Annotated in this window: 18 protein-coding genes and 1 tRNA gene; 9 read left to right on the top strand and 10 right to left on the bottom strand. The window is 66.1% G+C overall.

What is annotated here, in order from left to right; translation table 11 throughout:
• Window positions 1-199 precede the first annotated feature (199 nt).
• The 5 genes from GGR33_RS23275 to GGR33_RS23255 all read right to left on the bottom strand — a co-directional run bounded on the left by GGR33_RS23275 (window position 200) and on the right by GGR33_RS23255 (window position 4,797).
• Entirely contained in the window at window positions 200-952 is a 753-nt protein-coding gene (locus tag GGR33_RS23275) for a GntR family transcriptional regulator (protein WP_183511904.1), read from the bottom strand.
• Window positions 953-1,084: 132 nt separating this feature from the next.
• Window positions 1,085-2,074 (bottom strand): Ldh family oxidoreductase, encoded by a 990-nt coding sequence (locus tag GGR33_RS23270; RefSeq protein ID WP_183511901.1) that lies wholly within the window; start codon window positions 2,072-2,074, stop codon window positions 1,085-1,087.
• A 2-nt stretch (window positions 2,075-2,076) separates the two neighbouring features.
• The gene (locus tag GGR33_RS23265) at window positions 2,077-3,018 is read right to left on the bottom strand and encodes a hydroxyacid dehydrogenase (RefSeq protein ID WP_183511896.1); all 942 of its coding nucleotides are present in this window, start codon (window positions 3,016-3,018) and stop codon (window positions 2,077-2,079) included.
• 206 nt (window positions 3,019-3,224) lie between these two features.
• Window positions 3,225-4,502 carry a UxaA family hydrolase gene (locus GGR33_RS23260; RefSeq protein ID WP_183511890.1) on the bottom strand — a complete coding sequence of 426 codons (1,278 nt, stop codon included), beginning with the start codon at window positions 4,500-4,502 and terminating at the stop codon, window positions 3,225-3,227.
• A 7-nt stretch (window positions 4,503-4,509) separates the two neighbouring features.
• The gene (locus GGR33_RS23255) at window positions 4,510-4,797 is read right to left on the bottom strand and encodes a UxaA family hydrolase (RefSeq protein WP_183511885.1); all 288 of its coding nucleotides are present in this window, start codon (window positions 4,795-4,797) and stop codon (window positions 4,510-4,512) included.
• Window positions 4,798-5,197: 400 nt separating this feature from the next.
• Here GGR33_RS23255 and GGR33_RS23250 point away from each other — a divergent pair, with 400 nt between their 5' ends.
• Complete coding sequence (locus tag GGR33_RS23250) at window positions 5,198-6,586, top strand: MFS transporter (RefSeq protein ID WP_183511881.1); 1,389 nt, start codon at window positions 5,198-5,200, stop codon at window positions 6,584-6,586.
• Between the two features lie 118 nt (window positions 6,587-6,704).
• Here the strand turns inward: GGR33_RS23250 and GGR33_RS26320 are convergent, their stop codons facing one another.
• Entirely contained in the window at window positions 6,705-6,839 is a 135-nt protein-coding gene (locus GGR33_RS26320; RefSeq protein WP_281381202.1) for a hypothetical protein, read from the bottom strand.
• A gap of 515 nt (window positions 6,840-7,354) precedes the next feature.
• Window positions 7,355-7,444, bottom strand: a tRNA-Ser gene (locus GGR33_RS23245).
• 210 nt (window positions 7,445-7,654) lie between these two features.
• Between GGR33_RS23245 and GGR33_RS23240 the strand changes: the two genes are divergently transcribed.
• Window positions 7,655-8,308, top strand: a complete 654-nt coding sequence (locus GGR33_RS23240; protein ID WP_183511877.1) for an ABC transporter ATP-binding protein — start codon at window positions 7,655-7,657, stop codon at window positions 8,306-8,308.
• A 127-nt stretch (window positions 8,309-8,435) separates the two neighbouring features.
• Window positions 8,436-9,677, top strand: coding sequence for a KpsE/RkpR family capsule polysaccharide export protein (locus tag GGR33_RS23235; RefSeq protein WP_183511874.1), 1,242 nt, complete (start codon window positions 8,436-8,438; stop codon window positions 9,675-9,677).
• Window positions 9,678-9,686: 9 nt separating this feature from the next.
• On the opposite strand, the gene GGR33_RS23230 is transcribed toward GGR33_RS23235, so the two are convergent.
• Entirely contained in the window at window positions 9,687-10,376 is a 690-nt protein-coding gene (locus tag GGR33_RS23230; protein ID WP_183511870.1) for a general stress protein, read from the bottom strand.
• Between the two features lie 202 nt (window positions 10,377-10,578).
• On the opposite strand from GGR33_RS23230, the gene flhA reads away from it, so the two are divergent.
• Together flhA and GGR33_RS23220 are read left to right on the top strand one after the other, a co-directional pair.
• The gene (gene flhA, locus GGR33_RS23225; RefSeq protein ID WP_183511864.1) at window positions 10,579-12,723 is read left to right on the top strand and encodes a flagellar biosynthesis protein FlhA; all 2,145 of its coding nucleotides are present in this window, start codon (window positions 10,579-10,581) and stop codon (window positions 12,721-12,723) included.
• Window positions 12,724-13,062: 339 nt separating this feature from the next.
• On the top strand, window positions 13,063-15,144 hold the full coding sequence (locus tag GGR33_RS23220; RefSeq protein ID WP_183511859.1) for a protein meaA: 2,082 nt from the start codon (window positions 13,063-13,065) through the stop codon (window positions 15,142-15,144).
• A 72-nt stretch (window positions 15,145-15,216) separates the two neighbouring features.
• Here GGR33_RS23220 and egtD read toward each other — a convergent pair whose 3' ends face one another.
• Window positions 15,217-16,197: an L-histidine N(alpha)-methyltransferase gene (gene egtD, locus GGR33_RS23215; RefSeq protein ID WP_183511854.1), complete on the bottom strand. Its 981-nt coding sequence runs from the start codon at window positions 16,195-16,197 to the stop codon at window positions 15,217-15,219.
• A 98-nt stretch (window positions 16,198-16,295) separates the two neighbouring features.
• Window positions 16,296-17,564: an ergothioneine biosynthesis protein EgtB gene (egtB, locus tag GGR33_RS23210; RefSeq protein ID WP_183511842.1), complete on the bottom strand. Its 1,269-nt coding sequence runs from the start codon at window positions 17,562-17,564 to the stop codon at window positions 16,296-16,298.
• 241 nt (window positions 17,565-17,805) lie between these two features.
• Between egtB and murI the strand changes: the two genes are divergently transcribed.
• From murI to rpsD, 4 genes are all read left to right on the top strand, one after another.
• Entirely contained in the window at window positions 17,806-18,681 is an 876-nt protein-coding gene (murI, locus tag GGR33_RS23205) for a glutamate racemase (protein WP_183511838.1), read from the top strand.
• Window positions 18,682-18,697: 16 nt separating this feature from the next.
• The gene (locus GGR33_RS23200; RefSeq protein ID WP_183511835.1) at window positions 18,698-19,027 is read left to right on the top strand and encodes a GlpM family protein; all 330 of its coding nucleotides are present in this window, start codon (window positions 18,698-18,700) and stop codon (window positions 19,025-19,027) included.
• A gap of 143 nt (window positions 19,028-19,170) precedes the next feature.
• Window positions 19,171-20,766, top strand: a complete 1,596-nt coding sequence (locus GGR33_RS23195; protein ID WP_306484389.1) for a sensor histidine kinase — start codon at window positions 19,171-19,173, stop codon at window positions 20,764-20,766.
• 558 nt (window positions 20,767-21,324) lie between these two features.
• Window positions 21,325-21,942, top strand: coding sequence for a 30S ribosomal protein S4 (gene rpsD / locus GGR33_RS23190; protein ID WP_183511822.1), 618 nt, complete (start codon window positions 21,325-21,327; stop codon window positions 21,940-21,942).
• Window positions 21,943-21,965: the final 23 nt, after the last annotated feature.

Below are 21,965 nucleotides of genomic sequence, written 5' to 3'. Positions count from 1 at the left end.
GCCCCTCGATCCATGGGTCGAAACACAAACCAAAACGGTTCAAAAAAAACCGGAAGATCCTTGAGAGGGCGATTGCGGAAACCGGAAGCCCAGGCCGTCGACCGATAGGGATCATGCCATCCTCACCGCCGCGCTCTGTCCACCTTCGATCCGGCTCTCGAGCATACCCAAGGCGGGCCGCTTTGATGGCGGCGGGTCGTCAGCGCAGTAACGAGTTGTAATGCAGCAGCTGCGTCAAGCAGATCGAGAGACGCCATTCGACGGGGCGATCTTCGAGATCGACGGCGATGCGATCGATCTCCAGGGCGGCGGTGCCCGTGCTGGTTTCGAGCAATTGCGCTTGGCGGGCGTCGAGGGAGATGGCTTTCAGACGCTCGTTGGCCGTCGCGATCGTGATGCCAAAACGGGTCGCGTAGAGACTGTAGAGCGTATTTGGGATCTCCATGCGGGCAAAGCCCGGAAACAGCACCGCAGGAACGCTGATCGTCTCGGCGATGCAGAGCCGGCCGTCGAGGTAACGCAAGCGTTCGATCCGCACGACCTGGGCCGTTCGCAGAAGATCGAGATTCTCGCGCTCGTCGGCGTTCGGGCTGGTCTCGGTCATCGTGATGACGCGGCTGGTCGGCATGCCGGCGCCGGCGCGATCGGGCCGCAGCTTGAAGAAGCGAAACACGCTCTGCTGATCGTCATGCTCGGCCACGAAGGTGCCGCGGCCCTGCCGGCGGATCAGCAAGCTGTCGGCGGTGAGCGCATCCAGGGCCTTGCGGACGGTGCCCTGGCTCACGCCCAACTCGACGGCGAGCTGACCCTCGCTCGGGAGCATCTGGCCCGGCTGCCAGACCGCGTCGGCGAGGCGCTTGAGAAGCTTGTCGTAGACTTGGCGGTAGAGCGGCCGGTACCCGATCTCGCTTCGGCCTGCCGCGGTCGTTGGGTCGTCGCCCGTGCGTTCCATGTCGTGCCGCTGATGCGCCCGCTAGAAGGGAAGGGCGTCGAGGGACGGAACCAGCAACTCTTCCTCCCTTTGCTTAGCTGTACCCACCAGCGCGAGCAATCACGGACCCGGCCGCGGATGGGTGCCGTGCCATCAGAGGGCCTCGATCTCGGTCAGCAAAGCCTCGGAAACGGCGAGCCCGGATTCCGCAGCGCGGCGGCGGAGTTCGAGCCGCCGCGTTCCCGGCAGGCGCGCGCCCTCCTGGCCCTCGATCGATCCAGCGAGGACCGCGAAGCGTTCCAGCGCGTCCGGCGACAACGTGTCCGTAGCGATCGCGATCAGGAACTGTCCGGTGCCGGGCGGACCTCCTTCGGCGTCGAGGAAAGACGAGGCTTCGTCGGCGTACCGGGCTCCCACGAGGCCAGCTGCAAGAAGCTCGACCATCAGCGCCAGCGCCGTGCCCTTGGCGTCGCCGAGCGGCACCATCGTTCCCTTCAACGCGGCGGTCGCATCCGTCGTCGGTTTTCCCTCGGCATCGAGCGCCCAGCCTTCGGGGATCGTCTCTCCCCGCTGCTTGGCGCCCACGATGTTGCCCCTGGCAACCTTCGATAGGGCGAGGTCGACGACGATCGGTGCTCGGCCAGGTAGCGGGCAGGCGAAAGCGAGCGGGTTGGTGCCGAACACGGCCCGACGGCCGCCCCAGGGTGCCATCGCCGCCGGAGTATTTGCGAACAGCAGCGCGATCAGGCCTTTCTCGGCCAGCGCCTCGACGGGGAGGCCCGCGGCGCCGCAATGGTGCGAGCGACGGATGCCGGCCGCGGCGATGCCCTGGCTGCGGGCGATTTCGGGCAGGCGTTCCGTCGCCGCGTCGATGGCCGGATAGGCAAAGCCGTTCGCCGCGTCGATGGCGAGAAGGGCCGGCCTAGGCTGCTCGACGCCGACGACCGCATCACCGACGACCTTTCCCGCTTTCACCTGCGCCGCATAGCTCGGGACGCGCGTAAGGCCATGGCCCTTGAGGCCGTCGGCCTCCGCGGCCACCAAGGCGCGGGCGACGCTCGCGGCCGCTCCTGGCGAGGTGGCGCATCGCTCGAGCGCGTCGGCGACGAGATGCTCCGCGTCGCGCAGGGAGAGGTTCGGCATGGTCAGCCCTCCAGGAGATGCCGCCGCACCGCTTCCGCGGTGACGGCCGAAACGCGCACGTTCGACTCGACGGTCACGCCGGCGATGTGCGGCGTCAGGATGAGATTAGGCGCGTCGGCGAAAATCGCCCCGGCCGCGGCATCGAGCGGTTCACGATCGAAGACGTCGAGCGCGGCACCGCCGAGATGCCTCGATTTCAGCGCGGCTGCGACGGCCGCCTCGTCGACGACGCCACCGCGGGCGGCATTGATCAGGATCGCTCCTTTTGGCATCCGTGCGATCGCCGCGGCACCGATCAGCCGGCGGGTCTTGTCGGTCAGCGGGACGTGCAGCGAGAGCACGTCGCTTTCCGCGATCAGCGCCTCGAGGGTTTTGGACGCGACGGGTCCGTAACCCGGCCTCCAGGCCGGATCATCGGTGCCGAGAAATGGATCGTAGGCGGCTAGCTGCATGCCGAGCGCAGCCGCGCGTTGCGCCGTTTCGCGGGCAATGGCGCCGAACCCGACGAGGCCGAGGCGTTTGCCGGAGATCTCGCGGCCCATGAGGGCGTTGCGCGGCCATTCGCCTGCGGCGACCCGGCCCGTGGCGCCATAGGCGCCGCGCAGCAGCAGCATGGCCGTGCCAATCACGTATTCGGCGACCGCGCCATCGTTGGCGCCCGTCGCCGGGAAGACCGCGATGCCACGCGCCTGGCAGGCGTCCATGTCGATGTTGTCGAGCCCGACACCGAGCCGTCCCACGACCTTCAGGTTCGGAGCGGCCTCCAGCAGCGGTGCCCGGACCTGCGTCCGGTTGCGGACAATCAGGCCGCGCGCTTCCGTCAGGGCGGCGCGCAACGCGTCTGGCTTGTCGACAAGCGTGGGGTCGTAGAGCACGTCGAACCCGGCAAGGCCGTCCCGAATGGCGGCCTCGTCCATGAATTCCGCAACGACGATGTCGGGCATTGCCTATCCTGCGAGCGTGATGGTGGCCGTTCTCGCACGGCGTGGGGCTCGTTTCGGCGAAGACGGCCGATTGTCCCGATCAGATAGAGCAATGGATCGGTTCGAGCTTGGAATGGCCGGCGACCGGAGCATTCGGCCGGCGCTAGAGCATGTTCTCGTAAGGATGGATACGGCGGCCTCAGCCGCCGCATCCGGCGTTTTGCGGTTCAGGCGCTGCGGTAGAGCTTCGTCATCACGAACTCGCGGTGCCCGAGCGACTCCGCCGCAGTCAGACGACCATTGGCCGTGCGCACGACCATGTCGATCAGCGAGTCACCGGCCTGATCGAGCGTCATGTCACGCCGCAGGATGCCCGATACGTCGACGTCGATGTGCTCGCCCATCGTGCGGATCGTCTTCGGGTTGCCGGTGATCTTGATCACCGGGACGATCGGGTTGCCGATGACGTTACCCTGGCCGGTCGGGAAGGTGTGGATCGCGTAGCCCGCCGCGGCCATCAGGGTCACGCACTCGGCCGCTGCCGAGGAGGTGTCCATGAAGTAGAGCCCCGGCCCCTTGGCAGGCGCCTCGGCCGGCTGGAGCGCGTCGATATAGGTGCACTCGCGGCCGATCTTCTCGAGGTTGCCCAGAGCCTTCTCTTCGATGGTCGAGAGACCACCGGCGATGTTGCCCTTTGTCGGCTGGGAGTCCGAGAGGTCGTCGGTCTTGTGGGCCTCGATCACGTCGTCTTGGTAGGCCTGCCAGATCTTGAACCACTTCTCGGCGACCTCGGGGCTCGCCGCGCGCTCCTTGCAGAGATGCTCGGCGCCGGTGATCTCGGAAGTTTCGCCGAAGACACCGTAGATCCCCTGGGGAATCAGCTTGTCGTACATGTTGCCCACGGTCGGGCAGGAGGCGAGGCCCGTCGTCGTGTCGGACTCACCGCACTTCGTCGAAACCCAGAGTTCGGAGAGCTTGCACTCCGTCTTCGGGAGCTCGGTCGCCCACTGCAGCATGCGCTTGGCGGCGTAGCTCGCCTTGGCGATGATCGCGATGTCGCCATGGCCCTCGATGCCGAAGCCCACGACCGGCTTGCCGGTCTTGGCGATCCCGTCGACGACGCGGCCGGTCCAGCTATCCTCGATGCCGATCACCACCACCGCGGCGACGTTCGGGTTCGAGCCGATGCCGATCAGGGTGCGGAAATGGACCTCGAGATCCTCGCCGAACTGGAGGCGTCCGTAGGCGTGGGGCAGCGCGAGCGTGCCCTTCACGTTGTTGGCGACCGCCTCGCAGGCGGCGTTCGACAGGTCGTCCAGCGGCAGCAGGACGACGTGGTTGCGCACGCCGACGCGGCCGTTCTCGCGACGCCAGCCCATGAAGGTGGCGTTCTGATAGTCGGCGGATGCCCGCTCGGCCGGAAGGGCCTTGGTGACGAACTGATCGGGAGCGCCACCCGGGAAGGGCGACGGCGTCTCGTGTTCGAGAGCTGCTTGTAGGCTCATGATTCCCTCACCAACGCTTCGTTTTCATGTTGTGGGTGTGGACGTGCTCGCCCTTGGCAATGTCGGCGACGGCCTTGCCGATGTCCTGGCCGTACTTCCAGATCGTGTCGCCGGACTTGATGTCCTTGAGCGCGACTTTGTGGCCGATCGGGATGTCGTGCTTCGACCCGAGGCGGAAATCCGAGTTGTCGTGAGTGACGACGCAGAGCATGTCGGATCCGGCCTTGAGGCCTTCCACCACGACGACTCCGACCGTGTCCTTCCCATCATGTACGAGGAGTTGTGGAACTCCCATGGCGTGCCTCCCGATGATTGTTGCAGTAGCTCTTGTATAAGACAGATGATTTGGCTGTCAATCGGCTGTCTGCGTGCGGCTTACGCTTCGTTGCCCTCCGCTAAGTCGCTGACGCTCGTACAAGGACAACGCCTTCGCCAGACCTCGCTGGGACAGTTCGATTATGCGCCGATTCCCTCTGGGCAACCAGTCGGCGAACGGTTCGATCCACGGAGCGCACGTTGACATAGTTCATATCTTATACAAGACTATGGCCTGCCGTAGACGCCATGCGGTGTAAGTTCGTCGCGCGACGGTATCGCGGCTCGCGATGCGAGTCTGCGAGCGGTTCGACGGTCTCGAAAAACAAGACAGCGTAACGATTGTCTGCGAGATAATATAAATTCAGGGAAACGCGCCGATGAAAGAGCAGGCTCACGAACACGTCGATACGAAAACCATATTCCTGCTCGCATTCTCGGCGACATCTGGGGTTCTCGTCGAATTCTATGACTTCTTCATATTCGGATATGCGGCCGCCAGCGCGTTTCCGCAGACGTTCTTTCCCAATCTCTCGCCCACCGCGGCCCTCGTCGTCTCCTACGTGACCTTCGGCGCCGGGTTCCCGGCACGTCTCCTGGGCGCGTTCCTGTTCGGCCACTTCGGCGATCGGATCGGGCGCAAATCGTCGTTCCTGCTGAACATCCTGATCGTCGGTGCTACCACGATCCTGGTGGGTCTCCTGCCTGGCTACGACTCGATCGGGGTGGCCGCGCCCATCCTCCTCATCCTGTTGCGCGTCATCCAGGGCATTGGTCTCGGCGGTGAATTCGGCGGAGCGTCGTCATTGCTCGCGGAGTTTGGTGCAAAGCGAAAGCACCGCGCCTTCTGGGTCTCGCTCGCGAATCTCGGCATTCCGGGCGGCGCGATGGCCGCCAGCGCAGTGCTCTACTTCCTCTCCGACAGCTTCGCGACCGGCGGTTGGCGTATCGCCATGCTGCTCTCGGCGGTCGTCGTCATCCCGGGCCTGCTGGCTCGGTCCCGCTTGGGCGACTCGCCGCTGTTCGAAACCTTGAAGGAGAAGGAAGAGCTTTCGAAGATGCCGAGCATAGACGTGATGCGCCGGCACTGGCGTCCGATCGTCCTGCTGGCCCTGGTCTGCGGTTTCCAGCAGATGGACGGGTATGTGAGCGGAACCTATGCGATCTCGTTCATGAAATCGGCGGGCATCCCGCTGGCGACGACGGCGGTGATCATCTTCGTCGCGCGGATCGGCGACGTTCTCGGTGTGCTCATCAGCGGACCGGCGGCAGATTTCATGAAGCGAAAGCAGGTCACGTTCCTTGCCATCGCGGTCACGGCAGCCTTGTCCTATCCCTACACGCTGGCGATCCTGCACAAGCAGGTCGAACTGACCCTCGTGCTTCAGTTCCTGATCACCCTGACGGGTGTCGGCGTGCTGCATGGACTCGCGCCCATCCTGACGTCCGAGGCTTTCCCGACGAAGTATCGCTATTCCGGAGCGGGCATCTCCTACAGCCTGTCCGCGATCTTCGGGGGCATGTGCGCCCCGCCGCTGCTCGCCGGGCTGATCGGTGAGAACGTGGCCGAGAAGTGGTTCTACGTTCCGGTCGTGTACGGGCTCTACGCGCTCGTCGCTTTCGTGGCGCTGTACTTCGTCCCGGAGAGCCGAGATCTCGCCCTCGACGATCTCGACGAGACGCCTGCTTCGGAGACGCCCGTTAGCGGCACTACGGCCGCCGGGACGTGGGCAGAGCCGATCAATCCGGCCGAGGCCCGCTCGAGGTAGCAGGCGCGCCGAATACCGCGACGTCACGCAGCATTTCGGTCCGCAAGTCCGCGGCGTGTCGAGACAACCGGCCGACAGGCTGGTTGTCGGCAATTGGCTTGCGGCCGGAACGTGGAGGTCAGGCGTTCAGCCACAGACGGGCGATGATGCCATCGTCCGTTGCAGCGGTTCCGCTCTTCGGGCTCACCCGGCCGGCCAGAAATGCGACGAACGCTACGGTGGCAATGACGGCGACGGCGAGCAGGGCGGTCATCTGGCGGATCCGAGAGAAAGAATGCGCTGCAGCATATACTGCAGTGCACAATTCCTCTGAGCGCCGATTGCAACTGGCAGCGTTGCAGTTCGGGCATGGTCCGACAAGGCACCGGCAGAGATCCAACGCCGGGGAACCCATTGCCGGCCCGCTTCGTTGCCGGCTGCTAGTCAGGAGGAAACCATGCTCACCGGCGGTCTATTGTGGCTCATCGGCATCCCGATCCCCGTGATCCTCTTGATCTGGTTCTTCTTTCTCCGCGGGCGCTGATTGGGCGGCGTTTGAGATTCTGATTACGGCCGGCCAGCTTCTGCTGAGCCGGCCTTTTCTTCGTCACTGAGTATTCGGCGGCCAGACAAGAGCAGGCTGGAGGTTTCCGCAGCACTCGGATGAACGCACACCGTGCTGGAGAACCATCGTCCCAGGCGGTGCCTCGTTCAAGCAGGCCGACAGTGCGGGCAGATAAAGGATCGGCGCGGCGCAGAGAGTGCTGCCGTTCGATCAGTCCGATGCGCTGGCGGAGGGAGCGGGATTCGAACCCGCGATACGGTTTCCCGTATACACACTTTCCAGGCGTGCGCCTTCAACCACTCGGCCACCCCTCCAGGTCCGCGCATCAGCACGGGCGGCGTCCTGTAACCCGCTGCGGCCACGGCTGGCAAGGCGCTCTCGAACCGGCGCGCTCCGGTGACCCGCCTTCGGGCGGCCGGCCCGGCAAGAAGCGCGGCCGCGATCCTCAGATTCGCCGTTTTCGCGGGACATCGAGCCGTCCGCGAACGTCGGCGTGAGCAGGCGGCATCGGGGATGGACGGCTGGTGATCCGCTTCGACAACGTCACGAAGATCTACCGGACCAACGGGCAGAAGCGGACGATCCTCGACAAGGTCTCCTTCAGCCTGCGGCCCGGCACGAGCTACGGCATCGTCGGGATCAACGGCGCCGGCAAGTCGACGACGATGCGGCTGATCGCCGGGACCGAGGAGCCGACGAGAGGCAAGGTGCATCGGGGCCTGCGCGTCTCCTGGCCGCTCGGCTTCGGCGGCGGCTTCCATCCGCTGATGACCGGGCGCGACAACGTCATCTTCGTCGCGCGCATCTACGGCGAGGATCCGCGCCGGGTTCTCGAATTCGTCGAGGACTTCTCCGAACTCGGCAGCTACCTCGACGTGCCGATCAAGACCTACTCGTCCGGCATGGGCGCGCGACTCGCCTACGGCATGAGCATGGCGATCCCGTTCGACTGCTACTTGATCGACGAGACCCTCGCCGTCGGCGACGGCCGCTTCCAAAAGCGCTGCAAGGAAGTCTTCGACCAGCGGCGCGAGACTGCCGACGTGATCCTGATCTCGCACGACATGGAGACGATCCGCCAATACTGCTCGGAGGTGCTGATCCTCGTGGGCGGCCGGGCGATCATCTACGACGACGTGAACGAGGCGATCGCGGCGTACCGGCGCCTCAACATCTGAAACTTGCGTGCAAGCGGCAAGGCGGACACGGTTTTGCCGTGCGTGTGGGCCAGACGAGCGATCCGAGACAGGCGGACACGGGTCGCGGTACCCGGGCCGCGGGCGAACCACACGGACCAGCAGGCCTATGACCGTCGAGATCCGCACTCCGCAGGGCCAGGCTCTCACCACGGCCGACCGCTCGAATGCCGTGGCGGAATCCTTGCGCCAGATGGCGCGCGCCTCGCGCTTCGCGGACCGCAACAAAGGCATCCGGTCCTATCACAGCCACGTCAAGAGCGATCCGCTGCTGCCGCTGCTGTTCGTGGTATTCTGCCTCGTGCCGACCCTGCTCGGCGCGCTGTACTACGGTGTCATCGCCTCGGATCGCTTCGTGACCGAAGCGCGCTTCGCCATCCGCCCTGCCATTGGCGGTAGCGAGAAGGCGTCCTCCGACGAGGTCGGCACCGGCAACGGCGTGCCCAAGCAGCTCATCGCCCAGGACACCATCATCACCGCGAGCTACGTCAACAGCCGCCCGATGATCGAGGCGATCGAAAAGCTGATGCCGTTGCGCGAGATGTTCTCGCGTGACGGCATCGATTGGCTCTCGCGCTTCAATCCCGAGAAACCGATCGAGAAATTCGTCAAGTACTGGGGCGAGCGTGTCGGCACGAAGATCGAGACCGGTTCCGGCATCGTCACGCTGCACGTGGAAGCCTTCGATCCGCACGAATCCCTCGCGCTCGCCCAGGCGGTGATGAAGGAGAGCGAGCGCAAGGTGAACGAGCTGTCGCAGAAACTGCGCGACGACGGGCTCGCGGAGAGCCAGCGCGAGCTCGTTCGGGCCGAGGAGCGGATGACCAAGGTGCGCTTCGCCATGCGCGACCTGCGCAACCGCGAGGGCGTGCTCGATGCCGCGAAGACGAACGAGACCAACCTCAAGGTCATCGGCGAGCTTCGCAAGGTGCGGATCGAGCAGCAGGTCCAGCTCACCATGTCGCTGCGCGACCTCGCGCCGGAGACGCGCCGCATCCAGGACATGAAGGCGCAGATCAAGAACCTCGACGACAACATCGAGAGGCTCGAGCGCCAGCAGACGAGTGCGGATCCTGCTCAGCGTCAGGTGCTCTCGGCGGCCTTGTCCCAGTTCGAGGCCTATGAGAACGAGCAGAAGGATGCCGAGAAGTACTTCACGAAAGTTCTCTCGGCGAACGAGCGGGCGCGGATCGTAGCGGCCCGCCAGCTCGAATTCTTCAGCCCAATCGTCGAGCCGATCCTCGCCGAATCCTCGACGGAGCCGCGCCGGACGCTGATGATCAGCTTGATCGCTGCGGGATCGCTGGCTGCCTTCGCGCTCTCCGTGATCTTCCGCAAATACGCCAGCTGAGGCACCCGGTCAGCGGATGCCGCCAGGTGGAAGCCGGGTCGGCGGCGCGGCGTCGGGATCGGCAGCGGGTCCCGGGACGGCGAGAGGGGTGTCGTCTTCCGTCAGGGCGTGACCGGTGGCGGCCGCGTGGTCGGCGCCCGACGTGCCGCCGGTCCAGCCCTGCGCGCGCCAGCCTTGCGCACGCTCGTCGATATCGATCGAGCCACTCTTCTGCAGCAGGCTCATCACCCGGTCCGCCCGCGCGTCGTCGGCGCGAACGGTGACGAGAGTCCCCCCGCGGCGCACGCCCTCCGCGTAGGTCTCCGCGTCCGACTGGCTGAGGCCCGCGCCCGTCAGCGCACCGAGCAGGCCGCCGGCCGCAGCACCCACGCCCGCGCCCGTCACCGCTGCGACGAGCCAGCCTGCTGCGACCACCGGCCCGACGCCCGGAATCGCGAGCATTCCGAGGCCCGCGAGGAGACCCGCCCCGCCGCCGAGCACGGTGCCCACGGTCGCACCGGCACCGGCGCCGTCGGCAGCGTCGCTCTCCTGATGAGCGGCCGTGGCCACCGGCGGCAAGCGGCTGAGATGACGCTCGCCTTCGTTGCTCGCGACGACGGCGATGTCACTGTGCGGAACGCCTTCCGCCTCGATCCGGTCGACCGCCTTTGCAGCCTCCTCGTAATCGTCGAACAGGGCGGTAATGGCGCGTGAGGCCATGGGTCGACTCCTCGATGTCTCGTCGATGATGGCGCGCGGCGGCTCGGCTGCGCCTGAATGCCGGTTCAAGCCATGGCCGCGCGGTCGGGTTCCAGCGCCGTCCGGCTCAGTCCGTTAACGGGGCGCTAACCATGCACCCGGCAAATCTTGCCGGGCGTGCCAGCGCGTCGATGCGCGCGGGCCGAGGGCAGTCGGGACCATCATGAGCGAGAGCGCGAGCGCCGCACCCGGCGCCGGTGCCGGGATTTCCGGCTTCGGCGGCTTCTCGCTGCCGACGCGCGCGAACTGGCAAGCGCTCGGCAAGCGCACCGACCTGTTCTTCGCCACCGCGGTGCTCGGCATCCTCACGGTGCTGATCTTCCCGCTGCCGGCGATGCTGCTCGACCTGCTGCTGGCGGTGTCGATCATCATCTCGGTGCTGATCATGATGACGGGCCTGTTCATCGACAACCCGCTCGAATTCACGGTCTTCCCGACGCTGCTCCTCGTCGCGACGCTGCTGCGGCTCGCCCTGAATCTCGCCTCGACGCGCCTGATCCTCGGCCACGGTCACGAGGGCACGGCAGCGGCCGGGCACGTCATCGAGGCCTTCGGGCACTTCGTGATGGGCGGCAACTTCGTGATCGGGATCATCGTCTTCGCGATCCTGATCATCGTGAACTTCGTCGTCATCACGAAGGGCTCTGGCCGTATCGCCGAGGTCGCCGCCCGCTTCACCCTCGACGCCATGCCCGGCAAGCAGATGGCGATCGACGCCGACCTCTCGGCCGGCCTCATCGATGAGAAGGCGGCCAAGGCCCGCCGCGCCGCGCTCGAGGAGGAATCCTCGTTCTTCGGTGCCATGGACGGTGCCTCGAAATTCGTTCGCGGCGACGCGATCGCGGCTCTGCTGATCACCGGCATCAACGTGGTCGGCGGCATCATCATCGGCGTGGCGCAGCAGGGACTCGCCTTCGGGGCGGCCGCCAAGACCTACACGCTGCTCACCATCGGCGACGGGCTGGCCTCGCAGGTGCCGGCGCTGATCGTCTCGACCGCGGCCGGCATCCTGGTCTCGAAGGCGGGCGTGCGCGGCTCGGCGGACAAGGCGCTGGGCAAGCAGCTCGCCAACTACCCGAAGGCGCTCGGCATGTCGGCGGGCGTCATGGGGCTGATCGCGTTGCTGCCCGGCATGCCGATGCTCCCCTTTGCACTCCTCGGAGGTGCCGCCGGCTACGCCGCCTGGAAGATCGCCAAGGATGCCAAGAATGCCCCGCCCGTCACCGACGAGGCCGGCAAAACGGCCGACGGCAAGCCCGGAGCGGCCCCCGCCGAAGAAACCGTCACCGATCTGCTCAAGCTCGACGACCTCAAGCTGGAAATGGGCTACGCGCTCCTGGCTCTGGTCAACGGCGAAGGGCAGGACCGGCTGACGGACCAGATCAAGGCCCTGCGCCGCCAACTCGCGGCAGAACTCGGCTTCGTGATGCCCTCGGTGCGCATCCTCGACAACGTGGCGCTCGACGCCAACGCCTATGTCGTGCGCGTCAAGGAGATCGAAGCGGGCGCGGGTCAGGTGTTCCCCGGCCAGTTCATGGCGATGGACCCGATGGGCGGCCAGGTCCAGCTACCGGGCCAGCACATGCAGGAGCCGACCTTCGGCCTGCCGGCGACCTGGATCGATGCCTCGTTGCGCGATCAGGCCCAACTCAAGGGCTACACCGTCGTCGATGCGGCCACCGTGATCTCGACGCATCTGACCGAGACCATCAAGGCGCATGTCTCGGAGCTCCTGAACCACGTCGAAGTGCAGAAGCTCCTCAAGGAGCTCTCGAAGGAACACGGCGAACTCCTAAAGGAGGTCGTGCCCTCGCAGATCGCCACCACCGGCATCCAGCGCGTCCTGCAACTCCTGCTCTCCGAGCGGGTCTCGATCCGCGATCTCGGCTCCATCGTCGAGGGCATCGCCGAGGTCGCCGGCCACGTGAAGAACCCTCGCGACATCGTCGAGCATGTCCGCGCGCGCCTGGGTCGCCAGATCTGCGCGCAGTACCAGGGGCCGGACGGCACGCTGCCGATCATCACCCTGTCGCCGGCTTGGGAGCAGGCCTTCCTCGAATCCATCGTCGGCGAGCGCGACGAGCGCTACCTTGCGATGCAGCCCTCGAAGCTCTCGGATTTCGTCAACGCGGTGCGCGACCGCTTCGAGCAGGCGGCCCGGCTGGGCGAGATGCCGGTGCTGGTCACCTCCGTGCAGTCACGACCCTTCGTGCGCTCGATCATCGAGCGCTTCCGCCGCGAGACCCCGGTGATGAGCCAGGCGGAGATCCATGCGCGGGCACGGCTGAGGACGGTGGGATCGGTTTAAAGGTCCCTCCGACAAATGACGTCGACCGAGCCAGCCGTCGTGGCAGGATCATACGGACCTCTGGAAGCCCCACAACTTGGACGAAGTCTGAACCACATCATGGGGCAGCGCCCGATCGAGGACGCGATCACTCCGACCCCGAACCAGCAAACCCAATTCGGCCAGTAAAGGCGTCGCTAGGACGAGTTCGCTTCAAAGAGCCCGCAAAGTTTTTTCGGCGGATGCCCGACCAATGGCGGGTGCTGCGCCTAATGACCTTCTCTTCCCGCTTCGTTACGGTGCGCGACAACGCTGCATGCGAGCGCGCGTGTATACAAAATACGAATGGAGTTGAGTGGGATGACCAGTAACGCGAGCGTCGCGGAGGGTCAGCGCGAGCAGGTCAAGCGGGACAAGCCCTGGCTCATCCGCACCTATGCGGGCCACTCGAGCGCGGTCGAGTCGAACAAACTCTACAAGGGCAATCTCGCCAAGGGCCAGACCGGCCTGTCGGTGGCCTTCGATCTGCCGACTCAGACCGGCTACGACCCCGATCACGAGCTCGCCCGCGGCGAGGTCGGCAAGGTCGGCGTCTCGGTCGCCCATCTCGGCGACATGCGGACTCTGTTCGACCAGATCCCGCTCGCCCAGATGAACACCTCGATGACGATCAATGCCACCGCGCCGTGGCTGTTGTCGCTCTATCTCGCGGTCGCCGAGGAGCAGGGCGCGCCGATCGCCGCGCTCCAGGGCACGACGCAGAACGACATCATCAAGGAGTACCTGTCACGCGGGACCTACGTGTTCCCGCCTCAGCCGTCCCTGCGGCTGACCAAGGACATGATCCTGTTCACGACGAAGGAGGTTCCGAAGTGGAACCCCATGAACGTCTGCTCCTATCACCTGCAGGAGGCAGGGGCGACGCCGGTCCAGGAGCTGTCCTACGCGCTCGCCACTGCGATCGCGATCCTCGACACGGTGCGGAACGACCCGAATTTCGACGAGGCGACCTTCCCGGACGTGTTCAGCCGCATCTCGTTCTTCGTGAATGCCGGCATGCGGTTCGTCACCGAAATCTGCAAGATGCGGGCCTTCGCCGAGCTCTGGGACGAGATCGCGCAGGAGCGCTACGGCATCGACAACCCGAAGAAGCGGATGTTCCGCTACGGGGTGCAGGTCAACAGCCTCGGACTGACCGAGCAGCAGCCCGAAAACAACGTCCACCGCATCCTGATCGAGATGCTGGCGGTGACGCTGTCGAAGCGCGCCCGCGCCCGCGCCGTGCAGCTTCCGGCCTGGAACGAGGCGCTCGGCCTGCCGCGCCCCTGGGATCAGCAATGGTCGATGCGCATGCAGCAGATCCTCGCCTACGAGACCGATCTCCTCGAATACGACGACATCTTCGATGGCTCGAAGGTGATCGAGGCGCGCGTCGAAGCCTTGAAGGAAGAGACCCGGGCCGAAATCAAGCGGATCGACGGCCTCGGCGGCGCGGTCCTCGCCGTCGAGGCCGGTGAGCTGAAGCGGGCACTCGTCGAGTCGAACGCCAAGCGCATTTCGGCGATCGAGTCCGGCGACCAGATCGTGGTGGGCGTCAACAAGTGGGAGCAGGGCGAGCCCTCGCCGCTGACGGCAGGGGAGGGGGCCATCTTCACCGTCTCCGAGACCGTCGAGATGGAGGCCGAGGCCCGCATCCGCGCCTGGCGCTCGAAGCGCGACGAGAACGCGGTCGGCCGGGCGCTCGAAGCGCTCGAACAGGCGGCGCGCTCGGGCGACAACATCATGCCGGTCTCGATTGCCGCCGCGCAGGCGGGCGTCACCACCGGTGAATGGGGCCAGCGGCTCCGGGACGTGTTCGGAGAATACCGTGCACCGACGGGCGTCACCCTGGAGACGGTGACGTCGGGAGCGGCAGTGGACGCCCGCCTGCTGATCGCCGATCTCGGCGAACGCCTTGGCGAGACACCGAAGATGGTGGTCGGCAAGCCGGGGCTCGATGGGCATTCGAACGGCGCCGAGCAGATCGCGCTCCGCGCCCGCGACGTCGGTTTCGACGTGACCTACGAGGGCATTCGGCAGACGCCAGCGCAGATCGTCGCCAAGGCGAAGGAGACCGGTGCGCACGTCATCGGCCTGTCGATCCTGTCGGGATCGCACGTGCCGCTGGTTCGCGACGTCAAGGCGAAGCTGCGCGAGGCAGGCCTCGACCACATTCCCCTCGTGGTCGGCGGTATCATCTCGCCCGAAGACGAACTGGTGCTCAAGAACCTCGGCGTGAACGCCGTCTACACGCCGAAGGATTACGTGCTCGACACGATCATGGTCGGCATCGCGAAGGTGGTCGGGCGGGCGCTCGACAAGCGGGATGCCGAACGTGCCGACACCAAGGCCGGCATCCGAGGTGCCGCGCCCAGAGCAGAGGGTGCCGAGACGGTCTACTGATCGCCCACGCCGGCGCGACGTAACACCAAGTCCTTCCCGCTCATGCGGGAAGGCCTTTTTCTTGCGCCGCGCTCAATCGCGAACGCGGCGCAGGGCATGCACCGAGAAGAGGCCGTCGGCATCCGTCCAGACGGCTTCCGCCGCCCATCCGGCGCCGCCGGCGAGGTTCTGGAAGCTGGCGATCGAATACTTGTAGCTGTTCTCGGTGTGGATGGTCTCACCTGCCGAGAAGCCGAACCGCCGGCCGCCGACCTCGATCTCCTGCTTCGCCTGGCTGACGAGATGCATCTCGATCCGCGACGCGGCGGCGTTGAAGAAAGCGCGATGCCGGAAGCTGTCGCGCTCGAAGCTGCCGGCGAGTTCACGGTTGATCCGGGTGAGCAGGTTCAGGTTGAAGGCGGCCGTGACCCCGGCGGCATCGTCATAGGCGGCTTCGAGCACGCTGGTGTCCTTGACCAGGTCGACGCCGACGATGAGCCAAGCATCCTTGCCGAGGATTTTTCCGAAGGTGTCGAGAAGGCTGGCGGCTTCCTCAGGTCGGAAATTGCCGATGGTCGAGCCTGGGAAGAAGCCCGCGCGCGGCGCATCGCCGATCGAGTCCGGTAGCGCGAAAGGTTGCGTGAAGTCGGCGACGACCGGCTCGACGGCCAGCCCTGGCCTGTCGCGGCGCAGGGTCGTGGCCTGGGCGTTAAGGAACTCTCCCGAGACGTCGACGGGAACGTAGGCCGCGAGATCGCGAAGATGGCGCAGCAGGCGCCGGACCTTCACGGTCGAGCCGGCGCCGAATTCGACGAGGGCGGCGCCCCGCGGCAGCGTGGCGGCGATCGCAGCACCATGCTCGTCGAGGATGCGCAATTCCGTGCGGGTCGGATAGTATTCGGCCAGTCCGGTGATGCCCTCGAACAGCTGCGAGCCCGCCGCGTCGTAAAAGTACTTCGCCGGCAGGGCTTTCGGGGTCGCGGACAGCCCCTCCCAGACGTCTTCGAGAAAACGGCGATCATCCGGCAGGGGGCCGATCGGGCTGGCGCCCTCGAAACGGGGGGTGATGGTCAAGCGGCGTCCTCCGTTCGTGACACCGGCGATCCGCAGGGGCGAACCGATGTCGGGATAACAAACTGGACTTCAGTCGATTTGTTCATGCCGTCTGCCGGTCAGCGTCCGGCGTCGGACAGCCGCAGCCCCGTGAACTGCCAGCGCTGGTGCGGGTAGAAGAAGTTCCGGTAGCCGATCCGGGCATGTCCCTCGGACGTCGCCACGGACGAGCCGCGCAGCACGTATTGGTTCGACATGAACTTGCCGTTGTACTCGCCGAGCGCGCCGGGGAGCGGGCGGTAGCCGGGATAGGGGCCGTAGGCGCTGCGGGTCCATTGCCAGACATGGCCGAAGGCATCGCCGAGCAGGCCGTCGCGCGCGGCGATCTCCCATTCGGCCTCGGTCGGCAGGTCGCGGCCGGACCAGCGGGCGAAGGCATCGGCCTCGTAGTAGCTGATATGGGTGACGGGCTGGGTCGGATCGATCGGCTGGATGCCGGCGAGCGTCATGCTCGACCAGCCGCGCTCGGTCCGGCGCCAGTAGCCGGGCGCCTCCCAGCCTTCCGATTGGACCTTGAGCCACCCGTCGGAGAGCCAGAACTCGGCGCGCCGGTATCCACCGTCTTCAATGAAGGCCAGCCATTGGGCATTGGTGACCAGCGCGCGATCTATGGTTGCCGGCAACACCAGCACGTCGTGGCGCGGCGACTCGTTGTCGAAGGCGAAGCCCTCGCCGCCATGGCCGATCTGGGTGACGCTGCGCGACAGCTCGACCTGTCCCTTCCGGCTCTCGGAGACGGGCCAACGCCAAGCCTCATCGTAAACCGGCCCGAGCGGGTTCTGCGCGAAGGCATGCAGGATGTCGGTGAGCATCAACTCCTGATGCTGCTGCTCGTGATAGAGGCCGATCTCGAGGATCGGCAGGATCGCCTCGAGGGCCGCCGTCTCCGCGTCGCGGAGCAACGATGCTACGGCAGCGTCGACATGGGCACGGTAGCCGCGCGTCTCTTCGGCCGTCGGCCGCGTGATCATGCCCCGCATGAAGCGCGGCTGACGCGGGCCGGCCTGCACGTAGTACGAGTTGAACAGGTAGTGCAGGCGCTCGTCGTAGATCCGGTATCCCGGGCAATGCTCGCCGAGCAGGAACTGCTCGAAGAACCAGGTCGTATGGGCGCGATGCCACTTGGTCGGGCTCGCATCCTCCATCGACTGGATCTGCTGATCTTCCGGCGAGAGCGGCGCCGCGCGGCTTTCGGTCTCCGCTCGCACCGTCCGGTAGGCCGCGATCCAGGCCTCTCGATCGATGGGCCGCTTCTGCGGGCTCGGCGGTGGAAAGGCGGATCCGGCTTGCGGCTCGGTGGAGTGGGAAATCGCTGCGCTTGCGGCCATTCCTAGGTACTCATTCTCTCAGGCCACGGGCATGTAGCCATGAAATTCCCTGCGACAACGTCGGACGGCCCGCGCCGTTCGTCGCGCCCCGGCCGAATGGGCGGCTTGCGACCCGCGATTCACAGGCTTCTTCGGCCGTTCGGGGCCGGCGTTACGTTTTCGGGCCTTTTTGCTGCCGCAGTGAGCCTGCGTTAATTGTCTCGCTTCGACACTGGCCCATCGGGCGATGTCGGGTGACGTCATGCGGATCGATCTCATGGCCGGAGCGACCATCTCTGCGGCTTGGCCCGCGCCGAGCCCCCAACCGCTGATCCTCGTCTTCGATTCCGGCCTCGGCGGATTGACCGTGCTGGAGCAGGTCCGCCGTGCGCGGCCGGATGCGCGCTACGTCTACGTCGCCGACAACGCGGCCTTCCCCTATGGCGGCCTGAGCGAGCCCGCGCTGGTGGCCCGCGTGCTCGCGGTGATGGAGCGGCTGCTCGCGCTCCATACCCCCGATCTCGTGGTGATCGCCTGCAACACGGCCTCGACCGTAGTGTTGCCGAGCCTGCGGCAGCGCTTCGTCACGCCCTTCGTCGGCGTGGTGCCGCCGATCAAGCCGGCCGCCGCCGCGACGCGATCCAAGGTCGTGACGCTGCTCGCGACGCCCGGAACCATTGCGCGCAGCTACACTCGCGACCTCGTCGCGACCTATGCCGGCGATTGCGATGTCACCCTCGTCGGCGCTCCCAATCTCGCCGGCTTCGCCGAGGCCGAGATGGCCGGCCAGCCGGTCGATGACGCGACGCTCTCGGCCGAGATCGCGCCCTGCTTCGTGATGCGCGACGACGGCCGGCGCACGGATGTGATTTGCCTGTCCTGCACCCATTACCCGCTGCTGCTGCCGCGCTTCGAGGCGTTGGCCCCGTGGCCCGTCACCTGGATCGACCCGGCCCCGGCCATCGCCCGCAGGGTGGTGCAACTGCTCGGCCCGTCAGCCGAGGAGATGGAGGCCGCCCCGGATGTCCTCGGTACCTTCACTGCCGGCGCGGGCCTGAGCGCGGCCTTGGAGCGCTCGCTGGCGGTCCGCGGTCTGCGCTCGCTCACCGTCGAGGCGATGCCGCTGGTGCGGCAGTGACGTTCGACCGCCGCTGATGGACGTCCTCTGGAAAGGCATCGTCGGCGGCCTGGTGACGATGGCGATCGTGCTGGCCTCGCGCCGCGGCAACGTCCTGCCCGGCATCCTGCCGCTGGCACCGACCTTCGCGATCATCGCGCTGCTGGCGGTGGGCTCGAAAGGCGAGGCCGGCGCGTTCCGCGAGACATGCCTGGCCGGTGCCCGCACGATTCCCGCCTATCTCGTCTTCCTCGGCGCAGCGTGGTGGCTCGCCGGACCGCTCGACTACCGGCTCGCCATTCTCGGAGCGCTCGCGGCGTGGCTCGTCGTGGCGCTCGTGATCTTTCTCGGGCCGCGCTGGCTCTAGCCGTTGCTCTCCACAGGCGGTCATGTCCCAATGACAACGCCCTGGCCTGGCGGTAAGGTGACGCTGGCACCAACCTGTACCTCGACGCCATGATCTCTTTTCCGGAAAACCGTATCAGACCAGACACATCCGACCCGGATCGTTTGGCTGAACTCGAAGCCTTCGACGTTCTCGATACCGGTCCCGAAGAGGGTTTCGAAGATGTCGTTCAGATCGCCCGGCAGATCTGCGACGCACCCGTAGCTCTGGTCAGCCTGGTCGCCAGCGACCGCCAGTGGTTCAAGGCACGTGCAGGCTTCCCAGACTGTCAGACCGACCTCACGCGGTCCGTCTGCGTCTATGCGCTGAGTGAGCCGGATCTCCTGATCATTCCCGACCTGAGCGCCGATCCACGGACCCGTGGCAATCCGCTGGTGACCGACGAGCCGCACATACGGTTCTATGCGGGCGCACCGCTCCGGACGGACAGTGGACGGACGATCGGCAGTCTGTGCGTGATCGACCACAAGCCCCGGCCGGCTGGATTGGACGAGGGGCAAGCCGATGCCCTGCGGAGGCTCGCCCGGCAGGTGATGCTCCTGCTCCGGGAGCGCGGCCAGCTCGCCAAGATGCAGGCGAGCGACCTGCTCGCCGCCGCCGCCGCGTCACGCCGCGCTGCATTGCTCGAGCTGGGCGACCATCTGCGCGATGCGTCCACGGTGGCGGACATGACGGCCAGGGCGGCCGAGATCGTCGGCAGGGTTCTCAACGGCAGCCGCGCCGGCTACGGCGAGCTCGATCAAACCGGCGAGTTTCTGACGATCGCCGAGGAGTGGGTGACGGCGGGCACCTCCCGCCTCGCCGGCAACCATCGCCTCGCCGATTACGGGACCATCGTTCCTGTGATCCAGAGCGGGGAGACCCTCGTCGTTCGCGCGGCATCGGAAGACGATCGCACTGCTGGACATTCGGCTGCTTTCGCCAAGCTCGACGTGAGCGCCATGCTCAACGTGCCGGTGCGTGAACGAGGCCGCACCGTCGGTCTGCTCTACGTCCACACCCCCGAGGCGCGTGCCTGGGCGCCGGAAGAGATTGGCTTCGCCCGCAACGTCGCCGACCGGGTGCAGGTGGCCATCGGCCGTCTGCGGGCCGAAGAACAACAGAGCATCCTCAACCACGAACTGAGCCACCGGATGAAGAACGTGCTGGCGATGGTGCAGGCCATCGCAGCGCAGACCATTCGGAACGCGTCCGATCTCGACGCAGCCGGCGATGCCTTGTCGGCTCGTCTCGTGGCCATGGGCAAGGCCCACGATATCCTGCTCGGTGGTGAGCATGCGACGGCCAGCCTCGATGCGGTCATCCGGGGTGCTCTCTCCATCCACGACGATGCTCAGGTCGGTCGCCTGAAGCTCGATGGTCCGCTCGTGCCTGTCGGCTCCAAGGCCGCTCTGTCGTTGGCCCTGATGATCCACGAGCTTGCGACCAACGCTGGAAAATACGGCGCATTGTCCACGCCGGACGGCCATGTGACCGTGAAATGGGAGGTCACCTCCGATCAGGATCGGCTCGTGCGGATCTGCTGGATCGAGAAGGACGGACCGCTGGTCGCGCCCCCGAGCCGCCGAGGCTTCGGCACCCGCCTGATCGAACGCGGCCTCGCCGGGCTGATCGGCGGCGAAGTGCAGCTGACCTATCCGCCGGAAGGAGTGATCTGCGAGTTGACTGCGCCGCTCACGGAATTCCAGGCGAACACCTGAAACGCATCATCGGACTTTCGCCGACCAGGAAACCAAGCGGGGTCAGCGCGGTTGGAACGTTATGCCCCGTGAAGAGCACGATGATCTCGGCGCTTTTTGCGCACGTCTCAGTCTCGCGATCGAAATCGAAGAGGTTTTGATTTCGACGCTGTCGACGAGCTTGTCCGTGAACCGGCACGGCATGCCGCTTTCGGAGATCGCCGAGGTCGAGCACACCATCCGCGAGCATCGGATCAGTATCCTGAAGCAGCGTGCCAGGATGGATGCGATCGGTATGCCGATCTGACACTCGAACGCGCGGTGGACCGCTGTGGCTAGGTTGGGGTGCAAGCGAGCTGCACCAACGCCCTGATTCCAGTATCCCAATCCATCGACGCTGATTGACCTTCGCCGGCTTTCCGTCTAGGCACGCGCGGTTCGCGGGGCTCCGATCAGGGGCCCCGTGACGTTTTCAAGCGCACCCGCGAGCGGCCAAGGGCCGGTCTGTCGCCCCCGCGCATTGCATGGGGGAGAGGAGGGCGCGTTCCTCTACTCAAGCGTTCTCGAGAGGAACCGCGAATGTCAAAACGTATCGAGGCGAAGCACAAACTCGATCGCCGGATGGGCCAGAACATCTGGGGCCGTCCGAAGAGCCCGGTCAACCGTCGTGAATACGGCCCCGGCCAGCACGGCCAGCGCCGCAAGGGCAAGATGAGCGACTTCGGCACGCAGCTGCGCGCCAAGCAGAAGCTCAAGGGCTATTACGGCAACATCACCGAGAAGCAGTTCCGCCGCTACTACGCCGAGGCGATCCGCCTGCGTGGCGACTCGGGCGAGAACCTGATCGGCCTGCTCGAGCGCCGCCTCGACGCCGTCGTGTACCGTTCGAAGTTCGTGGCGACCCCGTTCGCGGCGCGCCAGTTCGTCAATCACGGCCACGTCAAGGTCAACGGTCGCCGGGTGAACATTCCGAGCTTCCAGGTGAAGCCGGGTGATCTCATCGAGATCAAGGAGGCCTCGCGCCAGCTCGAGATCGTCATCGTCGCCTCGCAGCTCGCCGAGCGTGACGTGCCGGACTACATCGAGGTGGATCACGCCAAGATGACGGCCCGCGTGACCCGGATCCCGGCCCTCAACGAGGTGCCGTACCCGGTCCAGATGGAACCGAACCTCGTGATCGAGTTCTATTCGCGCTGATTCCTTCGATCAGAGCCGAATGC

Source organism: Methylobacterium brachythecii (assembly GCF_014196345.1).
GTDB classification, from domain to species: domain Bacteria; phylum Pseudomonadota; class Alphaproteobacteria; order Rhizobiales; family Beijerinckiaceae; genus Methylobacterium; species Methylobacterium brachythecii.
Note: the sequence above shows the minus strand (reverse complement) of the source record. Positions and strands in the feature narration are given on the sequence as shown.

Coding starts and splice junctions, on each gene's coding strand:
- egtB (WP_183511842.1), bottom strand. CDS start 17,564: ATGGCCGCAAGCGCAGCGATTTCCCACTCCACCGAGCCGCAAGCCGGA.
- rpsD (WP_183511822.1), top strand. CDS start 21,325: ATGTCAAAACGTATCGAGGCGAAGCACAAACTCGATCGCCGGATGGGC.
- GGR33_RS23260 (WP_183511890.1), bottom strand. CDS start 4,502: ATGAGCCTACAAGCAGCTCTCGAACACGAGACGCCGTCGCCCTTCCCG.
- GGR33_RS23255 (WP_183511885.1), bottom strand. CDS start 4,797: ATGGGAGTTCCACAACTCCTCGTACATGATGGGAAGGACACGGTCGGA.
- GGR33_RS23230 (WP_183511870.1), bottom strand. CDS start 10,376: ATGGCCTCACGCGCCATTACCGCCCTGTTCGACGATTACGAGGAGGCT.
- GGR33_RS23220 (WP_183511859.1), top strand. CDS start 13,063: ATGACCAGTAACGCGAGCGTCGCGGAGGGTCAGCGCGAGCAGGTCAAG.
- GGR33_RS23265 (WP_183511896.1), bottom strand. CDS start 3,018: ATGCCCGACATCGTCGTTGCGGAATTCATGGACGAGGCCGCCATTCGG.
- GGR33_RS23270 (WP_183511901.1), bottom strand. CDS start 2,074: ATGCCGAACCTCTCCCTGCGCGACGCGGAGCATCTCGTCGCCGACGCG.
- GGR33_RS26320 (WP_281381202.1), bottom strand. CDS start 6,839: ATGACCGCCCTGCTCGCCGTCGCCGTCATTGCCACCGTAGCGTTCGTC.
- GGR33_RS23235 (WP_183511874.1), top strand. CDS start 8,436: ATGACCGTCGAGATCCGCACTCCGCAGGGCCAGGCTCTCACCACGGCC.
- murI (WP_183511838.1), top strand. CDS start 17,806: ATGCGGATCGATCTCATGGCCGGAGCGACCATCTCTGCGGCTTGGCCC.
- GGR33_RS23200 (WP_183511835.1), top strand. CDS start 18,698: ATGGACGTCCTCTGGAAAGGCATCGTCGGCGGCCTGGTGACGATGGCG.
- GGR33_RS23275 (WP_183511904.1), bottom strand. CDS start 952: ATGGAACGCACGGGCGACGACCCAACGACCGCGGCAGGCCGAAGCGAG.
- flhA (WP_183511864.1), top strand. CDS start 10,579: ATGAGCGAGAGCGCGAGCGCCGCACCCGGCGCCGGTGCCGGGATTTCC.
- GGR33_RS23250 (WP_183511881.1), top strand. CDS start 5,198: ATGAAAGAGCAGGCTCACGAACACGTCGATACGAAAACCATATTCCTG.